The 15,249-nt window shown below is 51.8% G+C and carries 15 protein-coding genes and 1 tRNA gene; 6 read left to right on the top strand and 10 right to left on the bottom strand.

Annotated elements, in window-relative coordinates; genetic code table 11:
- Nucleotides 1-140: 140 nt before the first annotated feature.
- Genes DFK18_RS13870 through msrB form a run of 3 tightly spaced genes read left to right on the top strand, consistent with a single transcriptional unit; the run spans nucleotide 141 to nucleotide 2,029 of the window.
- Nucleotides 141-1,040, top strand: a complete 900-nt coding sequence (locus tag DFK18_RS13870; protein ID WP_245944406.1) for a cobyric acid synthase — start codon at nucleotides 141-143, stop codon at nucleotides 1,038-1,040.
- Nucleotides 1,037-1,588, top strand: coding sequence for a bifunctional adenosylcobinamide kinase/adenosylcobinamide-phosphate guanylyltransferase (gene cobU / locus DFK18_RS13865; RefSeq protein ID WP_114418868.1), 552 nt, complete (start codon nucleotides 1,037-1,039; stop codon nucleotides 1,586-1,588). The genes DFK18_RS13870 and cobU overlap by 4 nt, the downstream gene beginning before the upstream one ends.
- Before the next feature lie 15 nt (nucleotides 1,589-1,603).
- Nucleotides 1,604-2,029: a peptide-methionine (R)-S-oxide reductase MsrB gene (gene msrB, locus DFK18_RS13860; protein ID WP_114418867.1), complete on the top strand. Its 426-nt coding sequence runs from the start codon at nucleotides 1,604-1,606 to the stop codon at nucleotides 2,027-2,029.
- Here msrB and DFK18_RS13855 read toward each other — a convergent pair.
- Entirely contained in the window at nucleotides 2,014-3,315 is a 1,302-nt protein-coding gene (locus DFK18_RS13855; protein ID WP_114418866.1) for an ATP-binding protein, read from the bottom strand. The genes msrB and DFK18_RS13855 overlap by 16 nt on opposite strands.
- Before the next feature lie 405 nt (nucleotides 3,316-3,720).
- On the opposite strand from DFK18_RS13855, the gene DFK18_RS13850 reads away from it, so the two are divergent.
- Nucleotides 3,721-5,259: a DUF7305 domain-containing protein gene (locus tag DFK18_RS13850; RefSeq protein ID WP_114418865.1), complete on the top strand. Its 1,539-nt coding sequence runs from the start codon at nucleotides 3,721-3,723 to the stop codon at nucleotides 5,257-5,259.
- Here the strand turns inward: DFK18_RS13850 and DFK18_RS13845 are convergent.
- Entirely contained in the window at nucleotides 5,250-6,197 is a 948-nt protein-coding gene (locus DFK18_RS13845; protein ID WP_114418864.1) for an EamA family transporter, read from the bottom strand. The two genes, DFK18_RS13850 and DFK18_RS13845, sit on opposite strands and share 10 nt — an antisense overlap.
- Before the next feature lie 227 nt (nucleotides 6,198-6,424).
- Between DFK18_RS13845 and DFK18_RS13840 the strand changes: the two genes are divergently transcribed.
- Nucleotides 6,425-7,102: a cold-shock protein gene (locus tag DFK18_RS13840; RefSeq protein ID WP_114418863.1), complete on the top strand. Its 678-nt coding sequence runs from the start codon at nucleotides 6,425-6,427 to the stop codon at nucleotides 7,100-7,102.
- A 369-nt stretch (nucleotides 7,103-7,471) separates the two neighbouring features.
- Here DFK18_RS13840 and DFK18_RS13835 read toward each other — a convergent pair.
- Together DFK18_RS13835 and DFK18_RS13830 are read right to left on the bottom strand one after the other, a co-directional pair.
- Nucleotides 7,472-7,561, bottom strand: a tRNA-Ser gene (locus DFK18_RS13835).
- Between the two features lie 93 nt (nucleotides 7,562-7,654).
- Nucleotides 7,655-9,019: a ribonuclease J gene (locus DFK18_RS13830; RefSeq protein ID WP_114418862.1), complete on the bottom strand. Its 1,365-nt coding sequence runs from the start codon at nucleotides 9,017-9,019 to the stop codon at nucleotides 7,655-7,657.
- 133 nt (nucleotides 9,020-9,152) lie between these two features.
- On the opposite strand from DFK18_RS13830, the gene DFK18_RS13825 reads away from it, so the two are divergent.
- Entirely contained in the window at nucleotides 9,153-10,469 is a 1,317-nt protein-coding gene (locus DFK18_RS13825) for a Y-family DNA polymerase (RefSeq protein WP_114418861.1), read from the top strand.
- 1 nt (nucleotide 10,470) lies between these two features.
- Here the strand turns inward: DFK18_RS13825 and DFK18_RS14515 are convergent, their stop codons facing one another.
- The 6 genes from DFK18_RS14515 to alr all read right to left on the bottom strand — a co-directional run bounded on the left by DFK18_RS14515 (nucleotide 10,471) and on the right by alr (nucleotide 15,229).
- Nucleotides 10,471-10,635 (bottom strand): hypothetical protein, encoded by a 165-nt coding sequence (locus DFK18_RS14515; RefSeq protein ID WP_162299791.1) that lies wholly within the window; start codon nucleotides 10,633-10,635, stop codon nucleotides 10,471-10,473.
- Nucleotides 10,636-10,886: 251 nt separating this feature from the next.
- Nucleotides 10,887-11,726, bottom strand: coding sequence for a 23S rRNA (adenine(2030)-N(6))-methyltransferase RlmJ (locus DFK18_RS13820; protein WP_114418860.1), 840 nt, complete (start codon nucleotides 11,724-11,726; stop codon nucleotides 10,887-10,889).
- A 117-nt stretch (nucleotides 11,727-11,843) separates the two neighbouring features.
- A complete protein-coding gene (locus DFK18_RS13815; RefSeq protein ID WP_114418859.1) occupies nucleotides 11,844-12,098 on the bottom strand; it encodes a GrxA family glutaredoxin in 255 nt (84 codons plus the stop codon).
- 343 nt (nucleotides 12,099-12,441) lie between these two features.
- Nucleotides 12,442-13,224, bottom strand: a complete 783-nt coding sequence (locus DFK18_RS13810; RefSeq protein WP_114418858.1) for a hydroxypyruvate isomerase family protein — start codon at nucleotides 13,222-13,224, stop codon at nucleotides 12,442-12,444.
- The gene (locus DFK18_RS13805) at nucleotides 13,221-14,114 is read right to left on the bottom strand and encodes an NAD(P)-dependent oxidoreductase (RefSeq protein ID WP_114418857.1); all 894 of its coding nucleotides are present in this window, start codon (nucleotides 14,112-14,114) and stop codon (nucleotides 13,221-13,223) included. The genes DFK18_RS13810 and DFK18_RS13805 overlap by 4 nt, the downstream gene beginning before the upstream one ends.
- 11 nt (nucleotides 14,115-14,125) lie before the next feature.
- Nucleotides 14,126-15,229, bottom strand: coding sequence for an alanine racemase (gene alr / locus DFK18_RS13800; protein ID WP_114418856.1), 1,104 nt, complete (start codon nucleotides 15,227-15,229; stop codon nucleotides 14,126-14,128).
- Between the last annotated feature and the right edge of the window lie 20 nt (nucleotides 15,230-15,249).

Raw genomic sequence — 15,249 nt, 5'->3', positions numbered from 1 at the left:
CTCCTTCAAAACCCTTCCCCTTGAGAAAAATGATTCAGGGAAGGTACTGGTTCTGGTGGCCAAAGCCACCCTGGAGGTGGGTCAAAATTAATGGCCAGAAGCGGGTCAGTTTAGTTGGCCATTAACAAGTGGCCGGTTTTGTGATCAACCGGTTTCGGGGTGATCCGGCACTCCTGCAGTCAGGTCTTGATTGGCTGGAAGCAAAAACCGGCAAACCGGTTTTGGGGGTGCTGCCCTACCTGCAGGATTTACACCTGGATGCCGAGGATGCACTGCCGGTCATCCAACAGGCGGCGACTGATATAGAACAGCTCAAGGTGGTGGTGCCTGCTTTGCCCAGAATCTCCAACCATACTGATTTTGATCCCCTAATCCAGCATCCCCAGGTGGATCTGCAATTTATTCGTGCCGGTGAAAGCCTGCCAGCAGCCGATTTGATCATCCTGCCCGGCTCCAAGTCGGTCATCGCCGATTTGAAATGGTTGCGAAGCCAGGGCTGGGAAGAGGCGATTCACCGTCATCTTCGTTACGGGGGGCGAGTTCTGGGTATCTGCGGCGGCCTGCAGATGCTGGGGCAGCGACTGGATGATCCTGAAAGCATTGAAGGACCGGTAGAATCCCTGGCCGGTCTGGGTCTTTTAGATTTTGTGACCCGTTTTGAAGCCAAAAAACAACTGCGCCAGGTGGAGGGACACATCACCGCCTGGGAAACGGCTATGGCCGTCAAGGGTTATGAAATTCATTCCGGTCGCAGTCAAGGCCCGGGTTTGGATAATCCCTTGATAGTTTCTTCTGACGGGGTGCCTGAGGGAGCGGTGAGCGAGGATGGACAAATCCTGGCTACCTACTGGCATGGTTTTATGGATTCACCCGAGGTGCTGGATAAAATCCTGCAATGGGCTGGCCTGGAAACGGATGAACAGCTGGATATAGCTGCACTGCGCGAGGAAGGATTTAATCGTCTGGCAGCCTGTGTTGAAGAACACCTGGATATGTCTGCTTTGATTCATTTACTGCAGCTCAAGGAGCTACCGGCATGAGACATCTGGTACTGGGCGGAGTTCGCTCAGGCAAAAGCCGACTGGCGGAAAAATTGGCAAAAAATTATGACCTGCCAGTGACCTACCTGGCTACGGCGCGGGCCGGGGATACAGAAATGCAGGCGCGGATCAGCGAACATCAGCGCTGGCGCCCGAAACACTGGTCGACCCAGGAGGTTTCTGATTCGCGTTTACCTGAAGAGCTCGCCCGGCTGCTCGACCAGCCTGGGGTGGTTCTCCTGGATTGCTTGACCCTCTGGCTGACGCAGCTTTTGTGTGACCAGCCCCTGAATGCACAAGGTCTGGCGCGAGTAGATGCCTGTCTGGATGAGTTGGTCGAAGTGGTTCAGCAGAAGCCAAAAGCCCACTTGATCCTGGTGGGTAATGAAACAGGGTTGGGCATCATGCCTCTGGATGAGCTGTCACGTGCCTTTGGGGATCGGGCCGGACTCTTGCATCAGCGTCTGGCTGAGGTCTGCGAAAGTGTTATCTTGACGGCTGCCGGATTACCCTTGATTCTGAAAGGTTCATCCCCTTGGCTGGATTAACTCTGGAGGTTGTCTATGACGAGTATACTCCCCCCTCAAGATCTGACCCCCTGGAATGAAGAACAAAAACAGGAAGCTGCACAAAAGCTGTCGCCTGAAGCTCGCCGGATTCTTTTGAATCAGGGGACTGAACCGCCTTTTTGTGGTGGTCTGCTGGATAACAAGGAAGAGGGACTTTACCACTGTGGACTTTGTGAGCTGCCGCTGTTTTCATCCGAGCACAAGTTTGAATCGGGCAGTGGTTGGCCTAGCTTTTACCAGCCGCTGGACAGGGATTTCTTACACTATGTTCGCGATACTTCGGCGGGCATGATTCGTACCGAAATCCGCTGTGCCCGTTGTGATGGCCATCTGGGGCATGTGTTTGATGACGGGCCTCGACCAACCGGTGAGCGTTACTGCCTCAACTCGGTGGCTCTGGTGTTTTACAAGGCAACTTGAGGCTGTTGTAAGTCGGGTTCTTCATCCTTGGCCAGCGGCAGATTAAAGACCAGACAGCTGCCCCCTTCGAGGCCATCTTCCAGGTGGATATGGCCTTCATAGTGATCCAGGAGTTTGCGGGCCAGGGCCAAACCCAGTCCGCAGCCTTGCTGATCATTACAGACCAGGCGGGTAAACAGCGAAAAAACCTTTTCCCGGTAATCCGGTGCGATGCCCACACCATTATCAGCCAAATAAAAGGTGACTCTTTGTTCCTGGCAGCAGGCTTCCAACTGGATTTCCAACGGTCTGGCAGGATGACGATATTGCCAGGCGTTACACAGCATTAACTGAAAGAGAGTCAGCAAATCCTTGGCAGCCATGCGTACAGGTGGCAGTTTTCCCTGGATTTTGATGCAGGCCTTGCCATCCAGTCCGGCTGCTTCGCAGGCTTTAAAAAACACCTGCTGGGTATCGGCCTGAGCCTGAAGGTTAGAAGGCAGCTGATCCACGGCCAGGTACTTCTGGGCAGCACGAACCAGTTCCGACAGACGCTGGGCCTGGGATACAATAAAGCCTACTGCCAGTTGACTGGCTGGATCCTCTTGGAGTTGAGGGTTGCGCTCCAGTTGTTGCGCATAGGTCACCAGCCGACGAGTCGGTTCCTGAAAATGATGCGCCATGGCTTCATTCAGGCGGGACAATTCTTCATTGTGTTTCCTGGCATTTTGCAGCAGCTCTTCACGCTCCTGCATCAGCTTGATTTTATTCAAGGCAATGGAAACCAGGTTACTGACGGCCTGTAGAAAATCAATTTCTTCCTGCTGCCAGGCTCTTTCCTGAAAAACCTGATTCAGGATCAGCAGATAAAAACCGTCTTCGCGAAAGGCAAAAGGATACCAAAGCAGGGTTTTGATATTCATCTGTCCGTGCAGCAAACCTGCCGAGCCATCCAGAATCAGTGAAGGGTGGGGCTGGCTGGCATTGCTGATCAGATAGGTGGCTTCTTCCCAAACGGTCTCTGCACCCTTGTAGAAAAGCTGCAGGGGGTAATTGCCGATGCTGTCTTCCACCTGGCCCCGTTCAGGATTCAACCACTCGTGCAGACCTTCCAGACGTCCCTTGGGGAAGCTGACGTCATAGATCACCACCCGATCAGAATCGAGAACCTGGCCCGTACTCTGGGAGGTTTCCTGCAAAAGACTCCAGGTATCGTCCTGCGTGGCAATCACCTCAGCAATGCTATTCAGCGCCTGGGCAAAATACCCGGACAAAGGAGGAGTCGAAAAAGAATGCCGCTTAGCCATAGTGAGAGTCACTCAGGTGGTTGAGAAAGCCCGGTTCAAGTAGATTTTGTTATCGCAAAAAAGGTCAGGAAAGCCCTGAACCCTTACCGGACTTTCTCGGAATTGTAATAAATACCCCTGGTGCAGGAAAGGTTATTGATTTCCCGTTCACTTCTCCCTAGGAAGCTAAGGATATCCATTTTTACGTTTATTTTCAGTGGTTTGTTTGATTGTGTCGGCTAGCTGACATAAGAGCTTCTTATAGCTTGAATATAAAATGTAAAAAAGTTGCTGTTTTTTTCTTTAAGCGGCCATTTAGGCTTTGATGCCGGAAAAGTTTTTGTTTATTCTCGAAATAAGTTTGGACTCAAACGTCTGTTAGGTTGTCCGAAAGTACAGTCAGGACGAAGGAAGAAGGGAGTAGCCATGAAGGATCAGAAAAAGGTGGGCTTATACCTGCCCCAGCAACAGGGATTTGTGTTGGTCTTGGCACTCTTGCTCATGCTGTTTACAGGCGTGGTTTTGGTGACCAGTGCCGAACGTACGGGGCAGGAACGCCGGGTTGCCATCAGTCGCGCCCATCTGGCCAGCTTGCACAGTGCTGTGGATGCAGGAGTTAGCCAAATTCAAGGGCGGATTCAGTTGGTGGCTGCCGGAGAAAGCCGTGAAGTCGCATGTAATCATTTTATGCAGGAAGTGAACAGCCTGGCCTCGCAGGTGCACTCCTATATGCAGGCCTCGCCTGGTAATCCGGCCATCTGGTGGCAACCGGATGCCAGCCGCTTCAGCGTTGATTGCAGTAGCATTGAAGATGATCAAGATGAGATCGTTCTGGCGGTCAAAGCCTGGCAGGGGAGTGAAGATCAAAGCCAGGTGATTGCTGAACGCGGTATGACAATGCAGGTTACCTTCCAACTCAATCCCGATTCCCAGACCGGTGCAGGCAGTGATCCGGTTGCCGCTGCTTTCGGAGAAAATGCTGCTGGCTCCTGGGGGCGGGTTGAGGTAACCGGTGGCGGTCGCATCGAAGGGAATGTTACTGCTGATGAAGTTTCCCTGAATGGCGGGGCTTCCATTTACGCTAACGATGAAAAGGCCCAGATTGCCACGGCTTTTCTGAATAAGCCCGACTGGATGCAATTGGACAAGGCTGAACAAACAGACAGCTATACTGCTCTGGACTCAGATCCCCTGGGCCTTCAAGCCCGAATAGACGGGTTGGAGATCGATGCGGCCAGCATTCAGGATCTTAAATCCGAGCTGGGTAATAAAAATGTTGGTCAATGGGGTGCTGGCCAGGTGATTTTTTCCGCTGCTGGCGCGACCAATCTTCAGGGTGATGCCGGCGATCTTGAGGTGCTCAAACAGGTCGATTTTCTCGGGCGGGAGTCTTTAAGCCTCTACGCCCTGGATGAGCTGCGTTTGGTCTCGGGTGGGCAGGGCAATCCCAGCTTTGGTATCGGTCATTTGGTGGATGAGAATGGCGATCTGTTTTGCTCTGAAGAGGCTTCCCAGGCCAGTCATGTCCTTATCTATGTAGCCGGGGATGTGCATTTTGGTGGTGGAACCAGTCTGGAAATTTGTGAGAACTCCAGCTTGACCCTCGTGGTAGAAGGCACGACCAGAATCACGGCTGGCTTTAATTTTATGAATGAGCAGGTCTTGAATACTCAGGGACAGCCGATTTTCTCGCTTTATTCCAACTATTCGCACAACAGCCCTAATGCCACCGCAGTCAAAATTTCCGGTGGTGCTCACCTTCTGGGTGCTGTTTATGCAGCCCAGGCTTCTATTGATATCAGCGGGGGCAGTTATATCCGGGGCCAGGCACTAGGCCCGGAGGTCAAGGTATCCGGTGGCACCGGGATTTATTACGAAAGCCTAACAGCCGGAGGAGGTGGCGGTCAGGCCGGTGAAACCTATGTTCCCGATGCCGATATCAACTTCGATTTTGATTACGACTGACCTTCCACTGCTTCTGGATCAGCCCCGCTGTCGAACCGCTGATCCAGGGGCTGGTGAAGCGCTTTTGCAGGTCGGCTCATTAGCCAGGCTTGGCCGCAACCGGCCAATAGAATCAGACCGCAGCCAGCCAGTTGCAGCGAGTTCAAGGTTTGATCAAAGAGCACCCAGGCCAAACAAACCACAGTAATGGGCTCCAAGTAGGCCAGGGTGCCAAACGTTGATGCCGGCAAAGAGCGCAGGGCAACGACAGCCAGCAGAATCGCCAGAAAACCGGGGAAAACTCCCGCAGCCGCTAGCCAACCCCACTGTTCCAGGTTGAGTTCAGGGGCTTGCAGCAGCATCAAGGGCAGCATAACCAGAGCACCAGCCAGCATTTGATAGCCACTACGGGTCAGTACATGAATCTCGGGGTTGATCACCCGATTGATCAACATAAAAGCCGTGTAACTGAGCATGGCCGCCAGGGCAAACAAAAGCCCCTTGGCCTCAGCGGCCCGACCCGAGAGACTAAAATTAAACTCCATCATCATGGCAAAGCCCAAGAGGGCAATAAAAATCATGCCGATTGCTGCTTTAGTCAGCTTTTCACCCATCAGAAAATGAGCGGTCACCGCTGCCGTTAACGGAGCCAGGTACATGATCATCACCGCATTGGCCATGCTGGTGTACTCCATAGCCTGGATATAGAAGACCACAAACCCCGCCAAAAAGAAGCCGGTGATCAGCACCTTGAACCCCGGCCACACAAAAAGCCGAGCCTGCTGGCCGCTGGCCAGCAACAGGAAGCTAACCAAGAGCGCACCTAGAAAAAGACGATAAAAGGTCACCGTCTCCGCCGTAGTGCCAGCAAACACGGAAATACTGCCAATGCTGCCCATAAAAATGGCAGACAAGGCAGCGGCCAGAAGAAAGATGCCTGAGGATGAGTTAGGTTTCATAAGGGGTCTTAAAAGCCGGTCGCTTTGTGGAGATCAAACTTCAAAAGCACAGAAAGGGTAAGGTTGATACAGCCAAGGTGATAGTTCTAGTCTTGATCTTCAATAGTATGCATTCCACTGAAGTACCTATTGTAACACTTATGTGGTTAGAAGCATGTATGAGCATCCTTGCGAGAGTACCGAGTATGACGTAGGATCAAGCAAAAAGTTATATATAAGGAGTTGTCGTGAAAGGAAAAATTGTTTCTTTTGTTGCATCTAAGAAGTTTGGCTTTATTGATGGTGAAGATGGAGAGAGTTATTTCCTGCATGCCAGCAAGCTAAAAGACAAAAAGCAACAAAGTCAGCTATTAAAAGGCACCCCTGTTAGCTTTGACCCTGTACCCACACCTAAAGGGCTAAGCGCAACTCAGGTTGAAGTGCTTCCTGTTCATTTTGGTCAACGTGTATTGCCTTTCTTTGTCGCTAAGGGTGAGCCTAAGCACGGCACAGTCGTATTTAGAAAAAAGATTGAGACCAGTTTTAATGATGATAAAGACGAAGCATTTAACCACTTGAAATCTTGTATAGAAGAAGCTGGTTGCAACACTGTTATCAATCTAAAGAATGACCGCCAGACATTCAGTGAAGGCAATTATAAATATAGTTCTTTTTCTCATCTTGGTGAGCTGGCAATAGTGATTGAAGACTATGTTTGCACCAGTGCTGAAGAGGCTGAGAAGTCAAAACAAGAGGTACAGCAAGCCATCGAGCAAGCAGAAGAAAAAGCGCTAGAAATAATTCAAAGAGAAGCACAAGAAAGACAGAGGCAGCTTGCACCATCCGGGTGTATGGGAGCGGCTGCAATGCTTGCTGGGGTGTCGGTTTCGCTCTATGCCGTGAGTAACTGGTTAACTGTTTTTTAAAATGGTGTTGTGACTGGAAAATCTCGTTGGTTCTTGTTGATCACAGTATCTAAGGAGCCTCTGATTAACTTGATGAGCGCAGGCTAGAGCTGAATTCATTCCAGATGAATTGCTGCACTTCCCACGTCCATGTGAGTCGCAGCGCAATAGTTAATCAGAGGTTTCCTAATAAAGATGCAGGATGAATGAGCTTTGGTTTTTTTAGTTAGTGTTGTCAGCAGATTCAACAGCAGAGCTGGCAAGGAAGTGCTCTAGGCTGATGACTAGACCGCAGTACAGATCATGGAATCAACAAAAGCGTAAGCATCAAAAAATTTTGGGTGGGATATACAAAAAAAGCGCCCCTAAGGGCGCTTTTTAGCATGTCTCTGGTGGAGGGCCAGGGATTCGAACCCTGGGAGGGCGCAAACCCTCGCCGGTTTTCAAGACCGGTGCTTTCGACCACTCAGCCAGCCCTCCAACACGGCGCGTATCTTATCAGCTGGGTTTTATCTGTCAATCGTTTTATGCCCTTTTTTTTATGAAATCTACAGCAACTCAAGAGCTTAGCTTTTATCCGCCCCAGGGGACCAGATCTTCCCCCTGGACCAGTAAGCGTCCGGAATAAATTTCGGCGGCCAGCCGTGGCGTGGCGGAAAGATCGTAGATTTCTCCTTCTGCGGGCAAACGGGCGTTGATATCCAGTTGTTGGGCCAGGTCGCAGTGAGCCTGCTGGTGGTATTCTTCGCCATGCATGGCCAGCAGGTGCTTGGGCTTTAACCAGGCATAGAGTTGCTTGATTTCTTCCTGACCGGGATGGCCTGAAGCATGGAGTTCGGGATGAGAATCGGCCGTCAGTATTTGCAGTTGCTTGTGTTCCAGGTAGCGAGTCAGGCGTAAAACGGCCTTTTCGTTGCCGGGGATGGTTTTGGATGAAAAGACGACATGGTCACCGGCCTCCAGATTCATTTGATGGGTTCTGTCCTGAGCTAGCTTGGCTAAAAAGGCCTGAGGTTCGCCCTGGCTACCGGTACAGACTAATAGCTGCTTGTCTCTGGGCAGGTAGCCAGCATCCTGTAGGGGGACAGGCGTGGGGAAATCCGGCAGGTAATCCTGCTGGCGGGCCAGTTGATGAATACGTTGCATGCTCCGACCGGCAATAATCAGGTTGCGTCCAGTGGCCTTGGCGACATAACCCAGGCTACTCAGACGGGCGACATTGCTGGCAAAGCAGGTCACGACCACTCGATTGGGCAGCTTGGCAATGCAATTGAGCAGCCCCTGGCGTACTGTCTTTTCAGAGGCGTTCCAGCCGGACTTGGGGGCGTTGGTGGAATCACCTACCACGATATCCACACCTTCCTTACCAATGGCTTGCAAGCGCTCTGTTGCTGTAATTCGGCCTACCAGTGGATGAGGGTCCAGCTTCCAGTCTCCAGTGTGGTAAATCCGGCGTCCCCCAGCCTTTAGGTAGATTCCCTGGGCCTCGGGGATGGAGTGGGTCACAGGGACCCATTCGCCAGTAAAAGGGCCAAAAGAATAGCTTTGCAGGGGCTCAATGATATGGATTTTTCGCTGGCGGCTGTTGTTGCCGGGGATTTTTCTGCTGATCAAGCCTGCTGTGAAAGGGGTGGTGTAGAGCGGGCAGTTTAGTTGTTGCCATAACCAGGGCAGGGCACCGATATGATCCTCATGGCCGTGGGTGATTAACAGTGCCTGAATTTTTATACCGTTATCTTCCAGTGCTCGTAAATCAGGAACGACGCTTTGTGTTTCACCCGTGGAGGTGGGACGAAAACCTTGCCCGCAATCAACAGCAATCCAGTATCCATGACATCCATACAGGTAGAGGTTGGCGCCGATTTCTCCGGTTCCTCCCAGGGAAACAAAGAAAGGTCCGATTTGTTGATGCAGTAGAGAGGGGCTGGGTTTGGGCACAGGCGTCCTTGAGTTGGCAAAATTAAAACACGCAGCTTAGCCCAGATAGCGATTTCCTACAAAACCGCCGTTGCTTGACAGAAGTGCTGTATATAAATATATACTGTATAAAAATCATGTTAGGGGTGTTTTTATGTCGAGCACGAAATCGAAAACCTCACCTTTAGGCCACTGGGTCGCTTTGGTGGATGGCAGTAATTTTTTTGTCAGCTGTGAAAGAGCTTTTGCTCCTCGCCTGCATGGGCGGCCTGTCGGGGTCATGTCCAATAACGATGGCTGTATTATTGCCCGTAGCGATGAACTCAAGGCCCTGGGAGTCGCCATGGGCAGCCCTGTCTATAAGGTGGAATCACTGATTAGTCGTCATCGAGCTGTTCTTTTAAGTTCCAATTTCACACTCTATGCGGATATGAGTCGCCGTGTAAACGAGGTATTGGGACGTTTCTCTAACCAGGTGGAACCTTATTCAATTGATGAATCCTTTCTCGATTTATCCGGTTTTACCCTGGATGACCTCTGGGAACAGGGGCGTGTCATCGAGGAAACAATAGCCCAGGAGGTGCACCTGCCGGTCGGTGTGGGCATTGCTCCTACAGCCACTCTGGCTAAACTGGCCAATCGTGCGGCCAAGCAAAGCCAGGATGCCAAGGTTTATGTATTGGATCCCGAGTCAAAGGCCGGACAAGAATTGCTGGAAACCACGGATGTAGGTGATGTTTGGGGGGTAGGCAAACGCCTGGCTGAACGTCTGCAGCGCCTGGGTATCGCCACAGCCTGGCAATTGCGAGAAGCCCCGCGTGACCTGATTAAAAAGCGTTTCTCCCTGCCTCTGAGTCGTATTCAGTTGGAACTTCGTGGTGAGGCTTGTCGTCATTTTCAGCCCAGCGACCCCCGCCGTAAACAGCTCAGGGTTTCCCGTAGTTTTGGCCAGGCCTGTTATCAGGAGGACGAGGTAACAGCGGCATTACGCCAGCATGTGCAACGGGCTGCAGAAAAATTGCGTGAACAAAAAAGTCTGGCGAAAACCCTGAGTGTTTTTTTAACCACCAATCCTTTTCGCAAAGACCTGCCTCAGCATAGCGATTCTCTGGTCTGGGAGTTTGCCCAACCGACTGCGGATACCGGTGAAATGCTCGCTGCAGCAAGAAAGCTGGTTCGGCGATTATGGCGTGAAGGTTATTCCTACCACAAGGCCGGGGTTTTACTGATGCAGTTGGTGGATGCCGGCCAGGCCCAGATGTCTCTGTTGGAGGAATCGGAGGATCACGGCCATCGTTTGCAGCGAGAGCGTCTGATGCAGGTTATGGATGAGGTGAATCGAAAACAGGGGCGAGGGAGCTTATCTTTTGGTCCGGGGGCTTCCAGTGGACGTTGGAGAGCACGTCAGACCCGAAGGTCGCCAGAATATACCACCTGCTGGCAGGAGTTGCCGCAGGTGGTGGCAAAATAATCTAGCGTTTTTTCAGAGCTGCTGCTGGCTTGTTGCCGATAACTTTGGATGCGGCTGCCTGTGAAGGTTTGGGTGTCTCTGTGGCAGTTGATACGGGTGCAGCAGGACGACTACTACCAGCCATGCAAAAACCACCGGCTGTGGCTACATACGACTGTCTGGACATAGTGTTTTCCTCGGTTACTGAAGGGATATACAAAGATTCTTTGTAACTGAATCTTTGTATAGTGTTGCTAGTGTAAGCAATTTTTATCCTAGCGCAAGGGTTTTCTTTGTGCGATGCACAAAAGGTCTAATAGGCTAAGGGTTAATTTAAGGAACTTCTGATAAATTTGATGAGCGAAGTTTAGCGCCGGATTCATTGCTGATGAATTTTAGTTCTTCGCCCATCCATTTGGGTTGCAGTCCAGTCGTTGATCAGAGGTTTTCTAAGGTTTTGATGATAACCTTTCCGGGCGCATCAGGGCGTAGAAGTTGATCGACTTCCTTGAGCAATTCCTGAAAGTCCTGGGCCAGGGTGTAAGGGGGGTTAACGATGATCATGCCACTGCCGGTCATGCCGATTCCACTGGTATCCGGGTAGGGGCAGTGTTCTACCCGTAGCATCTTGGGGATGCCGGTGGCGGCCAGTTTATTGATCCAGGCCTCGGTGTCCTGGCGGTTGATGACCGGGTACCAGATCGCATAGACGCCGGTTGCAAAACGTTTAACGGCTCCTTCGAGCGCGGTAATCAGTTTTTTGTAGTCTTCTTTTTTCTCGTAGGAAGGGTCGATCAGGATGACGCCACGTTTTTCTTTGGGGGGGAGCGAGGCTTTGAGAAACTGGAAGGCATCTTCCTGGGAAACCTGGCAGCGTCGATCCTGCTGAAAGGTTTCCTCCAGAAGTTGATGGTCTCTTGGATGCAACTCATTTAAACGCAGGCGATCCGTGGGGCGCAGGAGTTTGCTGGCCAAGGCCGGTGAGCCTGGATAGATGCTTTGACTGCCGCCGGTGGTTTCCTCAAGCAGTTTTTTAAAGTCCTTTAACAGTGGGTGCTGTAAAGGTTGGCTGTGTAGTTTGCCCACCCCTTCCTGGAATTCTCCGGTTTTTCGGGCTTCTTTTGAGCCTAGATCATAGAAACCTGCACCTGAATGCGTATCCAGGTAACAATAGGGTTTATCTTTTCTGTTCAGATAGTTCAGCAGATAGGCCAGGGTCAGGTGCTTGAGAATATCGGCAAAATTGCCCGCGTGAAAACTGTGGCGGTAGCTGAGCATAGAGGTTTCCGTGAGCTAATAAAGCGCCAGTTTAACAGAAAAAACCCCGGCGGGTGCCGGGGTTTTAGGAAGGGGGCGGTAAGCCAGGCTCGAACAAATTAGCCCAGAATTGGCTGTTTAAATCCAGCCTTCGCCTCGGGCTTTGGCTTCCATTTCAGTGTAGCCGCCAATGTGTTCTTTATCGATAAAGATCTGGGGAACGGTTTCCACTGGCTTGCCGATGGTTTTTTCCATGTCGGCTTTGGTGATGCCTTCTTCATGGATATCAATATAGCGGTAGCTGGCACCCTGAGATGCTTCCAGCTTGTCTGCCAACTCTTTGGCGCGAACACAGAAAGGGCAGCCGGGGCGACCAAAAATCACGATATGCATAGTTATCCTCTAGTAGTCACTGGTTTCTTAATGCTGCCTAGTTTCCGCTAATTGGTTATAAATTTCCAATCTAAAATAACTAAATTAGTTATTGGTTAGGACTATCAGAGAGAGGAAAAGCAAAGACTCAAGGCATAGAGGGGTAGAAAACGGCTAGGCTAAAAAGCGAAACGCCCCGCATGGCGGGGCGCAGACTTGGAGTCTTCTCAACTGGGTTGAGATTCTTGCCTGTTGAGCAGGCTTCCTTACCTAATGCTCAGGATTAATATTAAGCCAAGAAATGTAAGGGTTATAGCAGCAGTCTGCGACGTTGCTTGTACGCAATTGCATACAAGTTGCACTTTTATTGCTGGAATGCCCCATGGATAAGGGGTACCCAGGTAAAGGCGTCCTGATAATTGCCACTAAACTCGGCTGCTATCCAGCCTTGATAGCCAGAAGCTTGCAGTTGTTGCCAGTAGTCGTTGAAGGCAAGACTGCCTGTCCCAGGCGCGCCTCGACCAGGTACATCTGCAAATTGCAGGTGGGCCAGTTGCTCGGCAAAGTCTGTCAAGAGCTGGGGAATGTCTTCCTGCATACGCGCTGCATGGTAGATATCCAGCTGCAAACCAAAATTATCGGCTTCAACGGCTTGGGCCACTCGGGCCCAATCATTGACCCTGGGAGTCAGGTAACCGGGTTGATCCAGGTTATTGATGGGCTCACAGGTCACGGTGATCGAGTGATCTTGCAAGCGCTGGGTGACTTTTTTCAGGTTTTTAACCAGCTGTTGTTCGCAGGTCTGGGGGGAATCCTGGGCACCCAGGCGGCCAGCCAGTACATTAACAATTTGCGGCTTCAACTGCTCGATATAGGGCAGGCTGGCTTCCAGTGCCTGATCAAATGCTTCTTCGCGATCAGGGTGGCAGGCCAAACCTCGACCTCCCTGCATAAAATCTCCGGCTGGCAGGTTGATTAACACCAGGGGTAACCCGGCTTTTTCCAGTGCTTGCAACCAGTCTTCGGGACTCTGCGCGTAGGGGAATTGCACTTCAATTCCGGTAAATCCTTTTTCCTTGGCGGCTGCAGGGCGATCCAGCATAGCTAGATCGGAAAAGAGCATACTGATATTGGCGGCCAGCTTCATTGTGTTTTCTCCTGCTGGCGATAGAGGTCAACCAGGGTGGCCGGGTCTTCATCCAGTTTGCCGGCAGCAGCCTGCATGCGCATCAGTTGGGCTCCCAATTGACTCATCGGGGTTGCCTGGTTTTGTTCGCTGGCCAGGTCGGCGGCCAGTTGAAGATCCTTAAGCAGGGTTTTAACCGTCCACTTGGGGTTTGCATAGTCCCGTGTAGCCATGCGCGGTGCCAGAATTTGTAGCGGCAGGGAGTCGGCAAACCCTCCGCAAAAGGCCGCAGGCAGTTGTTCAGTATCCAGCCCGTTGGCTTCTGCCAAGGCCAGCATTTCGGCGATAACCAGGGCATTGCAACCGACCAGCATTTGATTGCCGATTTTGGCTACCTGGCCGCTGCCTGCTTCCCCGAGATGGGTCACCTGGCGGGCCAGGGGGGCAAAAACTGCTTGGGCACGTTCAACACTTTCAGGACGTCCACCACACATGATGGCCAGTTGTCCTTGCTCGGCTCCGCCAACCCCACCGGATACGGGGGCATCTACCCAGTCCGCGCCTTTAGCGCGTACCTGCTCGGCAAAAAGACGGGTTTCTTTGGGGGCAATACTGGAAAAATCGATAACCAGCTGACCCGGTTCTAGGGCCGCGAGCAAGCCATTTTCTGAATGGAGTAAGTCGTCAACACTTTGAGTAGCGGTTACACAGAGGCAAATAATTTCGCTGTTGGCGACCAGTTTGGCGGGCGATTCACTAAACTGAGCCCCGGTTTCGATCAGGGTGTTTGCTTTTTCTGCGGTGCGATTCCAGACATGCAGCTCAAAGCCAGCGTTTAAAAGCCGTTGGCTCATAGGGCGCCCCATGAGTCCCAGACCGATAAATCCGATTTTCTTGTTAGCTGTATTCAACGGCTGGCTCCTTAGTGTTCATTGACTGATTGGCGAGGGACCCTTGGCAGGAGTCCCGTAAGCAGGGTATAGCTGATGGTGTCGCAGCAGGCTGCAACCTCATTGACATCCAGGTTTTTGCCCCAGAGCTCGACCTCATCACCGACTTGGGCTTCAGGGGCGGCACTCAGATCCACAGTGATCATATCCATGGAAACCCGCCCGGCCAGTTTGCATCTTTTACCCGCGACCCAAATCGGGGTGCCATCAACTGCCTGGCGGGGATAGCCATCGCCATAGCCACAGGCTACGACACCAATGCGGGTGGGCTGACTGGCCTGAAAGCGGCCTCCGTAGCCGACTCTATCTCCGGCCGGTATTTCACGAACACTGATTAAACGGGATTTTAGTGTCATCACCGCTTGCAATAGATCCCCCTGGGGGTGGCCCTTGGGAAGGGGCGAGGCTCCATACAGCATGATGCCGGGTCGTAACCAGCCCCCACAGGCTTCTGGCCAGGCCAGAGTGGCCGGAGAATTGGCTAGACTGACGGGTGGGTGTCCCAGTTTTTCGGCTAATTCCTGTAAGCAGGCCAGTTGTTCCCGGGTGAAATGACTGTCGAGATCATCTGCACAGGCAAAATGACTGGTCAGATAAATTGCCTGAGTCCAGGGCTGGCTTTGAAGAAAAGAGTAGACTTCCTCGACCTTGCTGGGATCAAACCCCAGTCGATGCATGCCTGAATCCACTTTCAGCCAGATTTTCAGGCTGGTATTTTGCGCGGGCTGCTGGTGAAAAAAATCAATCAGTGCATCCACTTGCCATTGGCTATGCACGACCAGTTGGTAGTCGTGAGCCACTATCAGAGGCAGCTCATCTGCACTGAAAAAACCTTCCAGGAGCAAGAGGGGATGCTGAATACCCGCCTGACGCAGTTCTTCAGCTTCCTCAATGCAGGCTACAGCGAAGCCTGGAGCCAGATCCTGAAGGCTGCGGGCGACTCTGACAGCCCCGTGACCATAGCCATCTGCCTTGATCACAGCCAGAGCCTGGGCGCTTGCAGACTGCTGCAGGGCCAGTTGATAATTATGGCGCAAGGCGTTTAGATCAATTTCAGCCACTAGGGGTCGACCCATAGCTTGTCTCCTGGCAAATG

The organism is Marinospirillum perlucidum (genome assembly GCF_003336805.1).
Classification (GTDB): Bacteria; Pseudomonadota; Gammaproteobacteria; order Pseudomonadales; family Halomonadaceae; genus Marinospirillum; species Marinospirillum perlucidum.
The sequence above is the reverse complement of the archived record's forward strand: the minus strand, read 5'-3'. Positions and strand labels throughout refer to the sequence as shown.